The sequence below is a fragment of the Paenibacillus tyrphae genome (assembly GCF_000722545.1).
Classification (GTDB): domain Bacteria; phylum Bacillota; class Bacilli; order Paenibacillales; family NBRC-103111; genus Paenibacillus_G; species Paenibacillus_G tyrfis.
The window spans coordinates 1-16,272 of sequence record NZ_JNVM01000017.1 but is presented as its reverse complement, the minus strand read 5'-3'; the positions used below and the strand labels follow the sequence as shown (position 1 = coordinate 16,272).

Below are 16,272 nucleotides of genomic sequence, written 5' to 3'. Positions count from 1 at the left end.
ATATACTTGATTATATTGCAAGCTGAAAGCATTTACAACTGCTTTTTTTAGTAAATATTTTTTTGCGGCTGCCAACAAGATAAAAATAGAGATTCAAAACGTTTCGGAGGAGAGAACATGGTTACGATTAAAGATATCGCCAAGGCGGCCGGCGTGTCCGTCACAACCGTATCGCGGGCGCTGAACGGGTATGACGACGTCAATGAAGTTACGCGCCAGAAGATCAAGGATATTGCGCAAGGGCTCGGGTACAGCCCGAATATGGCCGCCCGCTCGCTGATCTCGAAGAAAACGAAAACGCTCGGTCTGCTTCTGTCCAATGTGACGCGGACCAGCTCGAAAGATAATATTGCCTTTGAAATTTTGTGCGGCATGAACGACCGGTCGGGAGAGCTCGATTACGATCTCGTGCTGTTCAGCACGACGCCGCAGAAACAAAAAATCAAATCGTACAAGACGCTGTGTCAGGAGCGCGGCGTGGACGGCGTCATTATTATGGGCATCCGTCTGGACGACGAGTACTTGAAAGAAGTCGTCTCCTCCCAAATTCCTTGCGTGCTCATCGACATTCCGCTGGAGGGGCCGAACGTCGGCTATGTGACCTCCGATAATGTCGGCGGCGCGAACCGGGCCGTCAGCTATTTGCTGGAAGCGGGTCACCGCAAAATCGGCGTCATCAACGGCCATTCCCAGGCGGACGTCAGCGTGCAGCGGCTGAAAGGGTACAAGCAGGCGCTTGAGCGCTTCGGCCTCCCGTTCGACGAGTCGCTCATCATGGACGGCTCCTTCTCTGAGGCGGGAGCCAAGGAAGCGGTGTACAGGCTGCTTGCGCAGCAGCCGGACATCACGGCGCTGTTCTGCATCAGCGATCTGATGGCGCTCGGGGCTTTGCAGGCCGTCCGCGGGTTAGGGCTTCAAGTGCCGGGACAAATTTCCGTCGTCGGCTTCGACAATATCGACGTGACGGCGTACTGTTCGCCGGCGCTCACGACCGTAAACCAGAACAAATACGAGATGGGGTATCAGGCTGCCCAGATGCTGATCGATCTGCTCGAAGGCCGCAAGGTGAGCCACCGGCTCATGCTGGACACCGAGCTGATCGTGCGGGAGAGCGTGAGTTCGCGATAAGGTAGGGCGATTCTTCGCAGAATCAGGCTGGGGGAGGCTCGACAGTTCAATCCTTTGGATGGAGTCATGAGAGTAGATCGATGGCCCGAGCTTTGCAGAATCAGGCGGGATGAGGTCATCCAATTCCGGCCGGGCCCCGCAGCAAATGCGCAATCGGCGAAGCTCCGAATCATTGGGGGGCCTCTATTCGAGCATAGAGGAACTACGATGCGTAAAGCGGCGCTTTTGGACCCGGTACCGAAACATAGCGGAACAAAAGGTGACTTAATCGTGTCGAAAAATGTTCGTGCTGCCTTGGGGGACGTCATTAGCGCACCTCAGATCCTCTATGGTCCGAGCAAACGGTTGATTGGCTGCGATAGCACATCGCTATTCCTCTAAATCTCTAGCGCTCCAGATAAATGCATGGCCCCCAATGTTCACGCAGCAGCACTAACAGCAGAAACCAAAGAACCTCCGAATCCACCGATATCATGGAAACGGAGGTTCTTTTCATTTCTGAGGCCGGCTGATGCTCATCCCTTATCCCTTGTCCCGTAAGTCATCCCACGAGATGGCAAATCCTTTCCGCCAGACGGCGGCATTCAGCACGACCAGCAGCGCCATGTACGCGTAGATCCCGCCGGTGACGAACGTGCTGGCCAGATGCACGCCGGCGAACAGAGCGAGGAGCAGCAGAAGCGGCAAGATAATGAGGCCGTCATTCTGCTTTACCGCCTCGAAAGACTCCGAGAACGGCAGCGCCTTGCGGAAAGTTCGGAAGCAAATGACCGTGTACAGCAGCGCGTTCAGTGCGAAGACGATTAAATCCGGGACGATGCGCACCCCGAACAGCGCGAGAAAAATAACGCTCTCGATCAGGAACACGGGCATAAACAGCCGGACGAGGAACGCTTTGATCGTTCCGCGGAAAATAGGCGCCGGACTTGGCAAGGGCATCGTTTTGTAGAGCCAAGCGCCCTTGTGCTTGCCTGAATACCGCAGCATCATCACGACGGTAGGAATCAGCAGCGCGCAGAAATAAATGTTCAGATACCATTTGCTCGCTGCGATTTCGCTGAAGGACTGGGCCCGCAGCACGTTGAAAAAGAAAATGAACGGAAACACGATCGAGAAGCCCAGCGAAGGGTATACCTTAAGCTTGAACTCCCTTTCGTTGCCCATCATCAGCGAGCCGAACCGGAAAAAGGTGCGTTCCTCCCGTCCTGAACAAATGAATCTGGAAACGACATCCAGCCATCTGCTTTGCTCCCTGCCTTTTTTCGTGCTATCGTTCGCCAGCTTCTGCAAGCTGCGCTCGAAGAAGGGCATCAGGTTCGTGTAGATCAGAATCGAAACGATCGGCGTGACGAACGCCAGCAGTGTAAAGACGATGAAATGCGGGGCCGCCTGTCCGCGCAGCAGCCATTCGAACGGCGCGCCAAACCACAGGGGAGGGAGGAAGACCTGCCACCATTTCGGCTCGAACGCGACGTGAAGCTGCATGAGGTCGAACGACCGTCCGACGAATTGATAGCCGACGGTAATCGCGATAGATAGCGCGATTTGCACGTTATTGATCATGTCCTTCAGCTTTTCCCCGTCGAAAAACTTCAGAATCAGCATATACAAAAAGGCCGTCACAACGACAATCAGCACGTCCGTCAGTACGATTTCGACCACAAACAAGAGAAAAAACAACACGCCATGCTTGACGATTGCCGCAATCATCGGCGCAGCGCAGAGCGCTACGGTCAAAAAGAACAAATAAAGCAAAATATGCAGCGTCTTCGCCATGCCGATCGTCCGCCGGTTGACCGGCTTCGAGGCGATAATGTTCCGATCCCGGATATCGAGCAGAACGGTAGAAAAGTCCGAGATCAAGGAAGTCATGACCAGGAACATCAGCAGGCCGAACACAAAGCTCATCTGGAATATATAGTTGTCGCCCATCACGACGAAAGGAACCATGGTCAGCCCCAGCAAGGCGTACAAGCCGAGGGACTTCACGAAATTGTTCTGATCGGCCGTCTCGTGCCGGTTCTTTTTGGCGGACTGATTGAAAATGGTTGGCATCCGCCGTCCGTCCATCGTCAGCTTGATCTGCAAAATTTTGCGCATCAACGGGTAATCGACGCCCAGCCTCTCGAACAGAGTCCTGAACCGGTCCAGCACCTTAAGCGATACGAATTCCCTCATCGCCTACACCTCTTGTACGACGGAGACGAATCGTTCCGCAATCTCTTTATGCTCATGGAAGCCCGTCAGCCGGTTGAAGATCTCTTCGAGCGATCCTTCCCGGCTCTGCGCCTTCAGCTCGTCGAAGCTTCCGTCCGCCACGATCTCGCCGCCGTCCAGCAGGACGATGCGGTTGCTGATCCTTTCGACCACATCCATAATGTGCGAGGAATAGAAGATCGTCTTGCCCTTCGCGGCCAGCTGCGCCAAAATTTCTTTCACCACCATGACGCTGTTGGCATCCAGTCCGCTCAAGGGCTCGTCCAAAAACAAAATGTCCGGGTTGTGCAGCAGGCTGGAGATGAGCAGCACCTTTTGGCGCATGCCTTTGGAATACGATACGATCCGCGCGTTATACGCATCCTCCAGCCCGAACAGGTCGATCAGCCGTTTGGCTTTCCACTCCGCCTGTTCGTCCTCCAGTCCGTACAGATTGCCGATAAAGGTCAAATATTCTTTCGCCGTCAGGGCGTCGTACACTTCGGCCGTTTCGGGCACATACCCGATCCGCTGCTTATAATCCACGCTGCCGTCCGAGATGTCCTTGCCGAAAATACGGATTTCTCCGGTGTAGCCCTCCACGAGGCCGAGCATCGTTTTGATCGTGGTGCTTTTGCCCGCGCCGTTCGGCCCGATATACCCGATGATTTGTCCCGGATATACGTCAAGATCGATTCCTCTGAGCACATAGCGGTCTCCATACATCATTCGCAAGTCGCGAATGGACAGGATCGCTTCTCCTGCGGTTTCCATCAGCACACCTCTCATCCCTAAAACTCATTCAAAGTAAAAAAAAGCATGGCCGCTTCCAGGCTTCGGCCGGTTCGGTCATGCAAATCCTATTGTAGGATACGGTCCGTTTCAAGTCAATGAAAGGGAAATTATTTCAAAATGTGCCTTTCCCCTTATTTACTTGCCCACCCCGGCCGGGTGAGTTGGACATAGAATAAGGCATACCCGTAGGTTGCTTCGGGATTTTCCTCAAGGCGGTGGTTTATTCGATGGATTGGGAATATCATCCTGTACGGTTTGCCGCGGATCACGCCCCCGAGCTGCCGTTAGCCTATACGACGAACGGCGCATGGTCCGGCCACCGCCGTTTCGCTTACGATCTTGTGCGCTTTGCCAAGCCGCGCATTATTGCGGAACTGGGCACGCTTTACGGCACTTCCTTCTTCAGCTTTTGCCAGGCGGTCAAGGACGGAAATTTGTCCACCCGCTGCTTCGCTGTCGATACGTGGCAGGGCGATCCGCATACCGGCTATTATGGCGGTGATCCTATTTATGAGGCCGTTCAATCCGTGACGCTCCGGGAATTTCCGGGCATCGGCTATCTGGTTCGCAGCCATTTCGACCAGGCTCTGGCCGGTTTTCCCGACGGTTCGGTCGATCTGCTGCACATTGACGGCTACCACACGTATGATGCGGTGCTGCACGATTATACGACCTGGTACCCGAAGCTGGCGGAGAACGGCATCGTCTTGTTTCACGATATCGTGGTCAGGCTGGGCGATTTCGGCGTGTACCGTTTATGGGAGAAGCTCAGTGAACACCCGCATCTCCAGTTCCCGCACTCCAACGGCCTCGGCGTCCTCTTCCCGAAGGGGTGTCCTCCGGCTTTCCAGGCAGTACTGGAGCATCGGGATGAGCTTGTCGCGCATTATATCGACGGGGCCTGACGAGCCGGCATTAGCATTTTTATGAAGAATGGGAGGCGAGACAAGATGTATGCAATCCCCGATCAAGTCTACGCTAAAACCATCGATTGGGTGATGGATCGCGCGGCCTTTGACCGGAGCCTCATGCCGGAATTTTACAAGATCATCTATCCCGGGGAGAAGCTTCATCTTGAGGCCCCTGGCGGATTCGATCCTCCGCGCTGGGCAAGCGAGTGTCATTTCGATCCGGCCTTCGTCGCCGTCGTCCCGAACGGACGCGTCATGACCGGGAACGGCTACGTGGTTACCTCTAACAACAAGCGGCTGCTCGATGTGGAGCTGTATTGCCCGGATCATGGCGGAATGCTGCTGCCGCCTCCGGTATGCATAGCGGAAACGGTGGCTACCTTGATCTGGGGATGGAATATGCCCGAGAAAGGCATCTTTACCCAGGCCGTGTACGGCCATTGGTTCTATGATATCCTGCCACGGATTCATTTGCTCGAGCAAAGCGGCATCCCGATCGACAAATATTTGGTTGGCATGCTGCATCATCCGTTTCAGTATGAGTCTCTCGGCATGCTCGGCTTTCCGATGGATAAGCTGGTTCAGGTCGATCACAGCGATTTTCATCTGAAGGCCAGCAATCTGGTCGTGCCCGCGGTTCCTTTGATGGTCGGAAAAAGTCCGAGGTGGGCATACCAGTTTCTTCGTCGGCGGCTGGGAGAAAGGCTGCCGGTCGCGAAGGTTGGCGGCTATGAACGGATCTACGTCAGCCGGCAGGACGCTGCGGCGCGGTTCGTCGTCAACGAGGATGAAGTGATGCGCGTCCTAAGCGAGAAAGGGTTTACGAAGATCGTTCCGACGCCGCTGTCGATGTGGGATAAAATTGCGATCTACTCCTCCGCCAGCGTGGTCGTCGCTCCGTTTGGCAGCAGTAATATTAACATCACCTTCTGTCCTCCCGGAGCGAAGCTTATCGAGCTGTCGCCGCGTACGGTCGTAGATAACTATTTTTGGAAAATATGCCACCATGCCGGCATCGATTATTACGAGGTTGTGTGCGACATCGAATACCCGCCCAAGCCCGCCGTCGGCGCCGATAATATCGTCGTCGATATCGACAAGCTGCTGAATGTGCTCAAGCTGGCCGGGATCTGATCCGCCAGCGGCTAGCCGACCGTATCGCAATAGCGAAAAAAAGCATCCATGTCGCCCGACAGCAGCAAGGGGACGGCCCGTTCGATTTTGTCCAGCGGCCAGCTCCACCATTCGATGCGGAGCAAGCGCTGAATCGTCGCTTCGGGAAACCGGCACTTGATGACCTTAGCCGGGTTTCCCGCCACGATAGCGTAGGGCGGAACGTCCTTGCTGACGACGGCGCCCGCTCCGACAACCGCTCCATGCCCGACCGTAACTCCCGACAAAATCGTCGCCCCCGAGGCAAGCCAGACGTCGTGCCCGATGGTCACGTTTCCTTTGCTCTTCGGATGTCCTGTAATGAAGGAGTACTTGGGCATCAAGGAGTTGAACGGATACGTCGTTACCCAATCAGGCCGGTGCTCTCCGCCGAGAAAAATCGTCACTCGGTCCGCAATGGAGCAAAACTTGCCGATGATCAGAATGCTGCTCTCGCCCCAAGACCGGATATCCGGATGACCGTAGGTGAATTCCCCGATGTAAATTTTGTTCTCCACCGTTCTCGAAGGCAGTTGAGTTCGCAGCGACTCGATCGGAGATTGGCTATCCATCTGCTCGGGCACCTCCTTCCGGGTCATGATATGCTAGGATATTCATACTCCGCTGCCCTTGGCACATTGGCGGAGTTTATTTGGGCGAGTCATCCCCCGATTTGCCGCCGTTGCCGCTTCCGTTAAACAGCGCCTCCGTCAGCGTCCGCAGCTTATCCATCAGCTTGCCGTAGCCGAATCCGACGAGAAACGCGATGCCGATCTTCGCTTCCATCGAGGTGCCGGTCTGGAGCAGCATAATGCCGCTTTTGAACAGAACAATCGTCATCATGGCCGCACCGGCGCATTTGATCGGACGAAGCAGGTACCACCAGTACCAGCGCGGGGTCATGCTGTCGTAATATTCGAAGAACAAGCGCATGGCGTACATGGTGCCTCCGATGGCTCCGGCAAGCGCATAGTAAGCGTACTCTGTGACGGGAGGAAGAAGCTTGATCCCAAGCCAATGCGTGATACGGCCGCTGCGGATGGCGCCTGTCATCCAGAAGCTTCCAATGAACCAAGCGAGCAAATAAACGAGTACTCCGAGCTTGAACCCATGTTCCCGGGTCATCATGGCTCCCGCCCCTTTCGCTTGCAGACTTGTTCTAGTTCAACCTATGCGCCGTCCGGGAAAATGATGAAATGCGGGAGCGGGATAGAAACATTATCCAGATCTGGTGCGTCTAAAGAATGGGGGAGAATGAGTCTTTGCCGCCTTTTCCCATCATACAGACGGAGTTGAATTGTCGTAATGAACACGCCTTATGTTTCAAGAAAGCAGTGGCTGGAAAGCCGGGAGCAGGAAAAGGGGTCGCTGCTTTTCTATTCGGTGCTCGGATTCGTCCTGTTGTTTCTGTTCATCGCCCCGTTTCACCAGGGATTGTTTCTGATGTTCTCCTACGAAGCCAAGCCGGGGAACAACATCTTCTACAACTTCCCGCTGTACAGCTCCTATATTTTTATTTACATCGCTTTGTTCCTGACTTCGCTGTTTTTGATGACCTCGTTTAAAGCGACCGGCAAGCGGGACATGCTGCTGCTGGCGGTATGGCTCATTCCGCTCGCTTATCTCATTCCCGTGCTGACCCGTCCGGCGTCCATGTATTTGGCCCTTCAAGGATTGTACGCCGAGCTCATGTATGCTTCGTTTTTTGTCATCAGTTGGGTGCTCGCCCGGAATAAAAAAGGGGCGGCCCTCGTTCAGCACGGCATTCTGTATTCAGGATATGCGCTCGTCATTTACGGACTGCTGGTCTGGTACGGCAACATCCAGGCGCATGGCGTCATCATAGCCGACAGCAACGGCATGCGTTTAACGTCTTCTTTTACTTACGCCAACTCGTATGCCGCCTATCTGATTGCCATCATCTTGGGTGCCCTGTATATGATCGCCTCTTCCTCCAAATGGGCCGTAGCCGCAGGAAACGCCTTAATTTTGGCGCCGGCTCTGCTGTCGCTCATCCTGACCTTATCCCGCGGCGGTCTCGTGCTGCTGCCGGTGGTGCTGCTCGCTCTGCTGCCTTTTCTCCGCTTGTCCGGGCAAATCGTCATGATTCTCAATCTGGGCGTCGCCGCGGCGGCCGCCTTCATCCTGTCCGGGCCCAGTACGCGGATCGGAGCGGAATTGTTCCACACCTCGAACGCAGCGCTGTCCGCGCAGGCATGGCTTCAATTGGCGGCCGGATCGGTTGTGGTAGCGCTGCTGTCGGCGGTCATTCACAAATACGTGCCTCCGGCCGTCGGGAAGCTGGAGGAAAAATTCAAGCTCCGCTATGCCCGGCTCTGGTTCCCGCTGGTGATCCTGCTGGTCGGCGGCATCGGCATCGCGGTCGTGCTGAACAGCCAGTGGGTGCTGAACCTGCTGCCGGAGAACCTGCAGCAGCGGATTGCAAGCATCAACTTCCAGCAGCACAGCGTGCAGGAGCGGGGGTATTTTTACAAGGATGCGATGCAAATCGTAAACGAAGCGCCGTTGTTCGGGAAGGGCGGCGGGACATGGGCCGCGCTGTATCAATCCCACCAAAGCTACGGCTACGCTTCGAACCAGGCCCATAACTTTTTGTTCCAGACCTTGACGGATATCGGTTGGGTCGGCACGCTGCTGCTGTTTGCTTTTATCGGCTGCATCGTATACTTTTACGTGCGTCATGTGATCAAGCATCACGAGACGGAAGACGGAAGGCGGCATTTCGTTTATTTCATCGTGCTGGCGGCCATTCTTGCCCACAGCTTCATGGACTTCGACTTAAGCTACGGCTATTTGTCCGCTCTTGTCTTTATCGGCTTGGGAGGACTGCTGGCGGGCGCGGCCCTGCCGGGGACCAAGGAGCAGGAGCAGCCGACGATCGCATCGGGAAAAGCGAAATGGATTTACCCGGGGTTCGTCCTACTGCTCAGCTTGTGCATGCTCGTCGTATCGATTCGACTGCTAAAAGCGAACACCGAGGCGGGCAAGGCGTATAACGAGCTTTCGCAGGAATCCGTCCAACTGGAGAAGTTTATCGGCTTCATCGATAACGCCATGGCGCTTCATTCGACCAATGCGGATTACGCGCTGCTGAAGATTCGGATCTTGAATGATGTGTACAACCAGACGAAGGACAAGCAGTACTTGCAGGAAGCCCAGCAGCTCGCCGCTAGGTTTATGGACAACGAGCCTAACGCGCACGGCATCCACGAGAATCGGTACCGCTGGGCGGTTGAGGACAATGCCCAGCAGGCGCTGGCGATCGCGAGCGAGTCGATCCCGAAATTTCAATGGGATATGATGTGGTACGAACGGGCGATGGTGCTTTCGTACGAGCTGGGGTATGCTGCGGGGCAGGCGAATAAGCCGGCGGAACGAGACGCGCAATATCAAAAAGCCGTCGGCATTTATCAGCACGTGCAGGAAAAACGGGAGTCGCTAAAATCGATTCCGTCTTCGATCAGCGTGCCTCCTTTCGAGATTACGAAGCCGATGTTTCTAGTCTTGGGGAGAATTTCCTACGACCAAGGCAAGTATGCCGAAGCGGCGGACATCCTGCGTCCGGCCTTATCGGACAACATGGATTCCTCGGTGCAGCGGTATATCGCGCGCTGGTACGTGGCGTCGCTGCAGAAGCAGGGCAAGACGGATCAGGCGTGGGTGGACAAGCTGATCGCCAAAGACCCGAGCGAAGCCGAGGAGCTCAAAAAGCTGGCGGGAGCTTGAGGCGGCAGGTCCGGTCTGCGATGGATTAACGGGAGAGGAGCCGTGGCGGTATGGAGGATTCGCGACAGAACGTTGTATCGGGAAAGGACGTGTGGCAGGAGAAAGCCGGTTGGGAGCGGGGAGAGCCGTTCGTGCGCTTAAGCTTGGCGGAGCTGAACGGGCTGCTGGAGCCGGTGTTCCCGGGAAGGTCCGTCGAGTTCGCGCAGCCACTCGGAACAGGGCTGAGCAACTCGAATTATAAAATCCGCCTGCGCGGAGAGGAGCGGCCCTTTGTGCTCCGTATTTATCGGGGCGATGCGGATGTTATGCGCAAGGAGAAGGCGGTTGCCCAGTTGGTACGGTTCGCCGTTCCGGTCCCGGCCTTCCTCCATGCGGATGCTTCGTTCGCCCGCTTTCCGCGGCCTTGGGCGTTGCTTGAATGGCATGACGGAGAGCTGCTGTCGTCCCTGAGGCTGACGGCCTCCCCGGAAGAGCTCGCTTCCGCGGCGGCGGCGCTCGGCAGAACGTTGGCATCCGTGCATGCGTTCCCGTTTCCGGTCCCTGGCCTCCTAGGCCCGGAGCTGGAGATCGCACGCCGATGCGGCTGGACGAAGCGATGTTCGTCGGCTTCGCGGAGCAGAGTCTGCTGCACGGTGAGGCCGGCCGCCTGCTCGGTCCGCGCCGGACCGAAGCGCTATGGGAGCTGTGTAAGCGCCATGCCGGGCTGTTGGAGGAGCAGCCGAAGTATTCCTTGATCCATTCCGACTTTAACGGACGGAACGTGCTGCTGGCGCCGGACGGCTCCGGAGGATATGAGGTAACGGCTGTGCTAGACTGGGAATTTGCCTTCGCGGGTCCGCCGCTGGTGGACATCGGCAACATGCTTCGCTATGAATCGACTGGCTCCGAGTTCGAGCACCATTTTATCCGCGGCTACGTGCAGGAGGGTGGGGTGCTGCCCGAACGGTGGGAGCTGAAGTCCAAGCTGGCCGATCTGATCGCGCTGCTCGATCTGCTGAACGGGGCGGCGGAGTCGCCGAACCGGGCTGCCGATCTCGTGTGGTTAATTGACCGCTTGTTGGCGGAGTGGACATAGCGTATGTTTTTATGTATGGCTGCCGGGCGGATCGGATACACTACGGGCGAATCCCAAATCCCGGAAGGAGGCGTCCCAATGTCCCGAGACAATGCCAACAACAACGGCAAAAAGTCCCAGCCCGGCAATAATCAAGACTCGGAAGTGGCGGAGTCCAAAACGAAAAAATAACGGGAACTTGCAGCCAGCCGTTCGCGGCTGGTTTTTTTGGGTTCATTTCGGTATACATCATTTGGTAAAGTGCGGCATAAAGCGTTATACTGGGAACGTAGGACAACCTTTCATTTTTGGAGGAATTTTAATGAGCACATTTGCCCACAAACTGGAAAAATATGCAACGCTGGCCGTTCGGGTAGGCGCCAATGTACAACAGGGACAAACGGTGGTCGTCATGGCCCCGGTCGTTGCCGCGGAGCTGGTCCGGCTTGTTGCTGTTAAGGCTTATGAGGCCGGCGCGAAGAACGTTATGGTCGAGTGGAACGACGAGGAACTGACGCGGATCAAATACAAGATGGCGCCGATGGAAGCGTTTCACGAATATCCGATGTGGAAGGCGCAAGGTCTTCAGGAGCTGGCGGAGAACGATGCGGCCTTTATTCAATTTTACGGGCCAAATCCTGATCTGCTCAAGGACGTCGACCCGGAGCGGGTCTCCACGGCGAACAAAACGGCCTCTACCGCTTTGAAGGGGTACCGCAGCCAGTTGATGGCGCACCGCGCGTCCTGGACGCTGATGGCCTACGCCACGCCAGAATGGGCATTGAAAATATTTCCCGATCTCTCGCCGGAAGCCGCTCTCGATGCCTTGTGGGAGCGCATTTTCGAAGCGACCCGCGTGAACGCGGACGATCCGGTCGAGGCTTGGAAGGAGCATAATGCCCGCTTGGCCCGGACCGTGAGCTACTTGAACGAGAAACGGTACAAGCAGCTCGTATACGAAGCGTCGGGCACGAACCTGACCGTGGACCTGCCAGAGAAGCATGTCTGGCTCGGCGGCGCGAAAGAGAATGCCAAGGGTATTTTCTTCAACCCGAACCTGCCGACGGAGGAAGTGTTCACGATGCCCCACCACGACGGCGTCAACGGGGTCGTCCGCAGCACGAAGCCGCTGAATCACGGAGGCCAGCTGATCGACGGGTTCAGCCTGACGTTCAAAGACGGCAAAGTCGTCGATTTCTCCGCAGACAAAGGCTACGAGATGCTGAAGCGGCTGCTCGACACGGACGAGGGAGCTCGCAAGCTTGGCGAAGTCGCCTTGGTTCCGCACGAATCGCCGATCTCCAATACGAATCTGATCTTTTACAACACGCTGTTCGACGAGAACGCATCGAGCCATCTCGCCCTCGGACAAGCGTATCCGGTCAATCTGGACGGCGGCACGGAGATGAAGGAAGAGGAGCTGTCCCAACACGGGGCGAACAGCAGTCTTGTGCACGTCGATTTCATGATCGGCTCGGCCGATATGAACATCGACGGGATTACGCAGGACGGCGTACGGGAGCCGGTATTCCGCGCCGGCAACTGGGCGCTGCCCGTCTAAAACGCAAAACGGAGCAAGGCGCCGAGGCGCTTCGCTCCGTTTTTTTATTCATGATGGGGTTGCGTCTGGCTCTTTTGCATGGAGTAGCATTTGCGGCATACCGGCAAATAGCTTTCGTTGCCGCCGATTTGAATCTGCGCGCCCTCAAATACCGGCTTGCCGTCGGCAAGGCGCATATTCATCGTCGCTTTGCGGTCGCAGTACCAGCAGACCGTTTTGATCTCCTCGATTTTATCCGCCAGCGCAAACAGATGATAGCTGCCCTCGAACAGTTGGCCAAGAAAATCCGCCCGCAGCCCGTACGCAATGACGGGAATGCCGAGCGTATCCGCGATTTCTGTAAGCTGCAGCACCTGCTGCTTGTTCAGAAACTGCGCTTCGTCGATCAGAATGCAGTTCGGCCGCTCGGCCGCCGCCATTCCGACCATGTCCAGGCTGTCGTCAATGACGATGCCGTCCTTCTGCATCCCGATGCGGGAAGCAACGACGCCGACCCCGTCCCGGTCATCCACCGCTGGGGTAAAGAGCAGCACTTTCTTTCCTTGCTCCTCGTAATTGTGTGCGACGCGCAGTACTTCGATCGACTTACCGCTGTTCATCGTTCCGTAACGAAAATATAGCTTGGCCACGCCTCTAGTCCGCCTCTCCCTGAGAAATCACGAAATTTATCATAGCACAAGTTGAGGGGGAGGTACAGGTTTCGATCTGGTCGGTATGGAGTGTGGTATAATCAGGAAAAAAGATAAATGAAGAGACGCGTTCCGTTGTAGTGTCAAGAGATCGGAATCAGATTCAATTTTTTATAAATGACAAAATAGCTTACCTCAACCATACCAAAGTTGAGCTTGCCGAATCTCCATTCATCCATGAGTTGTACCAAAGCGCTTACGTTCCCCTGACCTCTCTACTAGAAGCTTTATTGTCGACCGAAAAAACGGCTTATACCCGAATCTTCCCTACGCTTCCGGCGACGCTTCCCGTATGATGGGTCTATAGACTTGCGTGAGGAGGAACCGCTTTGAGGAACGCACCGACGGTAAGATTCGAAGCTATTACTCAGGACAATTGGGAAGATTGCGTGAAGCTGGAGGTGAAGGAGGAGCAGCGGAAGATGGTGGCTCCCAACTGGTATTCGATTATTCAAGCCGCCTACGACAAAACGTACACGCCGCTTTCCATTTATCACGAAGACAAGATGGTCGGCTTTTTCATGTACGGCAAGGACCCGGAAGACGGGCTGTATTGGATCGTGCGGCTGATGATCGACAAAAGGTTTCAAGGCCGGGGCTACGGTGAGGCTGCGATCCGGCTGGGCCTGGAGCTGATCAAGCGTCAGGAGGATTGCAGCCCCGAGATCGTCATCAGCTATGTGCCGGACAATGAGGCGGCCGGAAAGCTGTACGAGCGCGTCGGCTTCGTGCCCACCGGACGGATCGTCGAAGGGGAGACAGAAGCGAGATACAAGGTTTTGAGATGAGCAAAACGAACATTCGCGCGCACAATAAGACCCCTTTATCGCCATGTTAAAGGGGTCTTGGCTTGTGGCAGATTCTTACATGCTTTAAACCGGTAACGTTATTGTCACGGTCGTTCCCACGCCGGCTTCGCTTGCGATGGCCATGCGGCCTTTGTGCTCGGTGACGATTTTTTGACTCACCATCAGACCGAGGCCCGAGCCGTTTTCTTTCGTCGTATAGAAGGGCTCGCTGATCCGTTGGAGCAGCTCGGCGGGAATGCCGTCGCCCTCGTCCCGGAAGGTGATCGCGAGCATGCCCGGCTCAGCCAAGGCCGCCACAATCTCCACGGTTCCGCCCATCGGCATCGCTTCGACGGCATTTTTGACGATATTGATGAACAACTGCTTCAATTGATTCTCTTCACAGCGAACCGCAGGCAGGTCCGGTTTGATCCGCGTCTTGAAGCCGACGCTGTTCAGATTCGCTTGCGCTTCCAGGAGGGAGAGGACATCGGCGAGAATGGGGCCAATCCGCTTATAATGAAAGATGGCCGCTCTTGGCTTGGCCAGCAGCAGCATTTCGCTGATGATGTGCTCGATGCGCGTCAGCTCCGACGACATGATGTCCAAGTAATGCTCCTTGTAATGCCCGGCACTCTTCATAAACTGCGTAAAACCTTTCAGCGAGGTTAGCGGGTTGCGGATTTCATGGGCAATGCCGGCGGCGAGCTGCCCGGCGACCGACAGCTTCTCGGAGTTGCGCAGCAGTTCCTCGGTAGCCTTGCTCTCGCTGATATCCCGCCCGATAATACAGATCCCGGTAATGTCCTGATCCTTACCGACAACGGGCGAGATCGTGAGGCTCATATCGAGCGGCGTGCCGTCCTTGCGCTTGCGCTTCGTTTCGAAGCTGGAGATTTGCTTGCCTTGCAGCGCTTTGCGGAACAGCAGCTCCGACTCGATCCACAGCTCCTCCGGTATGTTCGGCGGACGCTCGCCGATCAGCTCCGCTTCGCCATAGCCGAACAAGTCGATGAACGCTTTGTTCACCTTGGTCAGCCTAAGGTCCGCGTCGAGAATCGCAATGGTGTCCGCGGCATGCTCAATCATGGAATCAAGCTGCTGCTTGGTTGCGCGGAGCGTCTCTTCTTGCTCTTTATGCCGGGTAATGTCCCGGATAAAGACGGACAAGCCGGGCTTGCCCGGATAGCAGCTGACTTCCAGCCACTTTTTGACCAATGGATAATAATCCTGATAAAAGACGGGAACCGCTTCCTCGATCGCCCTCCAGCATGCTTTGTAAAAGCCTGCGCCAAGCCATTCCGGCACCGTGCCCCGAATGCCGTGTCCGAGCATATCCTCCCGGTTGAGCTGCAGGAGCTGCTCGGCGTTCCGGTTCACATAGACGAGCTGTCCGCTTCGGTTCAACATAATATAAGCGTCGGCAAACGTTTCGAGCAGGGAGGTCATGCGGATGAGCGATTCCTGAAGCGCGCTTTCGGCATCTTTTTGCGCGGTGATATCCTGGGTTTGCATGTATATGTAAGCTGGTCCGCCGTTGCTGTCCTTAAGTTCGACTGCATAAACGCTCATCCATAAGGTTTGTCCGTCCGCGCTTAGCCAGCGCATCTCGGTTTCATAGCGGGAGAGCTGGCCCGATACGAGCTGGCTCATATGATGCATGCACAGGAGAAGCTCCCCGGGATGCACTAAGGTCTGAAGATTCATCCGCTCCAGTTCTTCCGTCCTGTAACCGAGCTTCTTGCCGAGCGATTCACCGGCCATCAGCAGATTGCAGTCCTGATCGAGCAGGAGGGAGCCGGTGTGGGGGCTGGCGAAGCTTTTCAGCGCCAGATCGACAAACATTCGTGAAAAAGTCCCATCCGCTTTGGTTTTCAATTGCTCTGGGACGAATGGCGATACGAGCAAATCGTTCATGAATGAGACTCCCTCCACTTTTTTAGGCTGAGAGTTAACATTCGTCAAAAATCAACACAATCCCTTTTTTTTGCAGGTCCCGTTTTTTTACGAGCGGCAAAAATGGGGCGAAAAGTCTACAAATTTATCGTTAAGGCTGAGAGGACTCCCGCTTCGATAAGGGAGAGATGAATCAGCATCTCTTGTGTATGAATGGGAACATATGTGCTATAATTATCATAGAATCACCAAGGAAGGTAAATGCACGCATGTTGCATCATAAAGCATTTCGCTGTCGCATCTACCCTACGGAGGAGCAAACGACGCTGATCCATCAGATGTTTGGATGCGCTCG

Annotated in this window: 16 protein-coding genes; 10 read left to right on the top strand and 6 right to left on the bottom strand. The window is 55.5% G+C overall.

Features of this window, described 5'->3' with window-relative positions; translation table 11 throughout:
• Positions 1 to 117: 117 nt before the first annotated feature.
• A complete protein-coding gene (locus tag ET33_RS20520; protein WP_036686096.1) occupies positions 118 to 1,128 on the top strand; it encodes a LacI family DNA-binding transcriptional regulator in 1,011 nt (336 codons plus the stop codon).
• Positions 1,129 to 1,650: 522 nt separating this feature from the next.
• Here the strand turns inward: ET33_RS20520 and ET33_RS20510 are convergent.
• Together ET33_RS20510 and ET33_RS20505 are read right to left on the bottom strand one after the other, a co-directional pair.
• Positions 1,651 to 3,306 (bottom strand): hypothetical protein, encoded by a 1,656-nt coding sequence (locus ET33_RS20510; RefSeq protein WP_036686092.1) that lies wholly within the window; start codon positions 3,304 to 3,306, stop codon positions 1,651 to 1,653.
• A gap of 3 nt (positions 3,307 to 3,309) precedes the next feature.
• The gene (locus tag ET33_RS20505; RefSeq protein ID WP_036686090.1) at positions 3,310 to 4,098 is read right to left on the bottom strand and encodes an ABC transporter ATP-binding protein; all 789 of its coding nucleotides are present in this window, start codon (positions 4,096 to 4,098) and stop codon (positions 3,310 to 3,312) included.
• 248 nt (positions 4,099 to 4,346) lie between these two features.
• On the opposite strand from ET33_RS20505, the gene ET33_RS20500 reads away from it, so the two are divergent.
• Together ET33_RS20500 and ET33_RS20495 are read left to right on the top strand one after the other, a co-directional pair.
• Positions 4,347 to 5,024: a class I SAM-dependent methyltransferase gene (locus ET33_RS20500; RefSeq protein WP_036686087.1), complete on the top strand. Its 678-nt coding sequence runs from the start codon at positions 4,347 to 4,349 to the stop codon at positions 5,022 to 5,024.
• A 45-nt stretch (positions 5,025 to 5,069) separates the two neighbouring features.
• Complete coding sequence (locus tag ET33_RS20495) at positions 5,070 to 6,164, top strand: glycosyltransferase family 61 protein (protein WP_036686085.1); 1,095 nt, start codon at positions 5,070 to 5,072, stop codon at positions 6,162 to 6,164.
• Between the two features lie 11 nt (positions 6,165 to 6,175).
• Here the strand turns inward: ET33_RS20495 and ET33_RS20490 are convergent, their stop codons facing one another.
• Together ET33_RS20490 and ET33_RS20485 are read right to left on the bottom strand one after the other, a co-directional pair.
• Complete coding sequence (locus ET33_RS20490; RefSeq protein WP_051775472.1) at positions 6,176 to 6,754, bottom strand: CatB-related O-acetyltransferase; 579 nt, start codon at positions 6,752 to 6,754, stop codon at positions 6,176 to 6,178.
• A 76-nt stretch (positions 6,755 to 6,830) separates the two neighbouring features.
• Entirely contained in the window at positions 6,831 to 7,310 is a 480-nt protein-coding gene (locus tag ET33_RS20485; protein WP_036686083.1) for a hypothetical protein, read from the bottom strand.
• Positions 7,311 to 7,487: 177 nt separating this feature from the next.
• Between ET33_RS20485 and ET33_RS20480 the strand changes: the two genes are divergently transcribed.
• The 4 genes from ET33_RS20480 to ET33_RS20470 all read left to right on the top strand — a co-directional run bounded on the left by ET33_RS20480 (position 7,488) and on the right by ET33_RS20470 (position 12,544).
• Positions 7,488 to 9,929, top strand: a complete 2,442-nt coding sequence (locus ET33_RS20480; RefSeq protein ID WP_036686654.1) for an O-antigen ligase family protein — start codon at positions 7,488 to 7,490, stop codon at positions 9,927 to 9,929.
• A gap of 50 nt (positions 9,930 to 9,979) precedes the next feature.
• The gene (locus ET33_RS36525) at positions 9,980 to 10,663 is read left to right on the top strand and encodes a phosphotransferase family protein (RefSeq protein WP_051775471.1); all 684 of its coding nucleotides are present in this window, start codon (positions 9,980 to 9,982) and stop codon (positions 10,661 to 10,663) included.
• A complete protein-coding gene (locus ET33_RS40295; protein WP_327204065.1) occupies positions 10,552 to 11,004 on the top strand; it encodes a phosphotransferase family protein in 453 nt (150 codons plus the stop codon). Before ET33_RS36525 ends, ET33_RS40295 begins: the two co-directional genes overlap by 112 nt.
• A 301-nt stretch (positions 11,005 to 11,305) precedes the next feature.
• Positions 11,306 to 12,544: an aminopeptidase gene (locus ET33_RS20470; RefSeq protein WP_036686081.1), complete on the top strand. Its 1,239-nt coding sequence runs from the start codon at positions 11,306 to 11,308 to the stop codon at positions 12,542 to 12,544.
• Between the two features lie 44 nt (positions 12,545 to 12,588).
• On the opposite strand, the gene ET33_RS20465 is transcribed toward ET33_RS20470, so the two are convergent.
• The gene (locus tag ET33_RS20465; protein ID WP_036686078.1) at positions 12,589 to 13,173 is read right to left on the bottom strand and encodes a thymidine kinase; all 585 of its coding nucleotides are present in this window, start codon (positions 13,171 to 13,173) and stop codon (positions 12,589 to 12,591) included.
• A 113-nt stretch (positions 13,174 to 13,286) separates the two neighbouring features.
• Here ET33_RS20465 and ET33_RS40665 point away from each other — a divergent pair, with 113 nt between their 5' ends.
• A complete protein-coding gene (locus tag ET33_RS40665; RefSeq protein ID WP_081890412.1) occupies positions 13,287 to 13,529 on the top strand; it encodes a stalk domain-containing protein in 243 nt (80 codons plus the stop codon).
• 33 nt (positions 13,530 to 13,562) lie between these two features.
• A complete protein-coding gene (locus ET33_RS20460; protein ID WP_036686075.1) occupies positions 13,563 to 14,021 on the top strand; it encodes a GNAT family N-acetyltransferase in 459 nt (152 codons plus the stop codon).
• A gap of 84 nt (positions 14,022 to 14,105) precedes the next feature.
• On the opposite strand, the gene ET33_RS20455 is transcribed toward ET33_RS20460, so the two are convergent.
• Entirely contained in the window at positions 14,106 to 15,938 is a 1,833-nt protein-coding gene (locus tag ET33_RS20455) for a PAS domain-containing sensor histidine kinase (protein ID WP_036686072.1), read from the bottom strand.
• A gap of 167 nt (positions 15,939 to 16,105) precedes the next feature.
• On the opposite strand from ET33_RS20455, the gene ET33_RS40435 reads away from it, so the two are divergent.
• Positions 16,106 to 16,272: helix-turn-helix domain-containing protein (locus ET33_RS40435; RefSeq protein ID WP_327204064.1), on the top strand; the 167-nt coding region annotated here is incomplete at its 3' end.

Bases quoted from the DNA above. Each gene is read 5' to 3' on its own strand.
- ET33_RS20470 (WP_036686081.1), top strand. From the start codon at position 11,306: ATGAGCACATTTGCCCACAAACTGGAAAAATATGCAACGCTGGCCGTT.
- ET33_RS20500 (WP_036686087.1), top strand. From the start codon at position 4,347: ATGGATTGGGAATATCATCCTGTACGGTTTGCCGCGGATCACGCCCCC.
- ET33_RS20485 (WP_036686083.1), bottom strand. From the start codon at position 7,310: ATGATGACCCGGGAACATGGGTTCAAGCTCGGAGTACTCGTTTATTTG.
- ET33_RS20490 (WP_051775472.1), bottom strand. From the start codon at position 6,754: ATGGATAGCCAATCTCCGATCGAGTCGCTGCGAACTCAACTGCCTTCG.
- ET33_RS20520 (WP_036686096.1), top strand. From the start codon at position 118: ATGGTTACGATTAAAGATATCGCCAAGGCGGCCGGCGTGTCCGTCACA.
- ET33_RS20495 (WP_036686085.1), top strand. From the start codon at position 5,070: ATGTATGCAATCCCCGATCAAGTCTACGCTAAAACCATCGATTGGGTG.
- ET33_RS20455 (WP_036686072.1), bottom strand. From the start codon at position 15,938: ATGAACGATTTGCTCGTATCGCCATTCGTCCCAGAGCAATTGAAAACC.
- ET33_RS20510 (WP_036686092.1), bottom strand. From the start codon at position 3,306: ATGAGGGAATTCGTATCGCTTAAGGTGCTGGACCGGTTCAGGACTCTG.
- ET33_RS36525 (WP_051775471.1), top strand. From the start codon at position 9,980: ATGGAGGATTCGCGACAGAACGTTGTATCGGGAAAGGACGTGTGGCAG.
- ET33_RS20505 (WP_036686090.1), bottom strand. From the start codon at position 4,098: ATGGAAACCGCAGGAGAAGCGATCCTGTCCATTCGCGACTTGCGAATG.
- ET33_RS20480 (WP_036686654.1), top strand. From the start codon at position 7,488: ATGAACACGCCTTATGTTTCAAGAAAGCAGTGGCTGGAAAGCCGGGAG.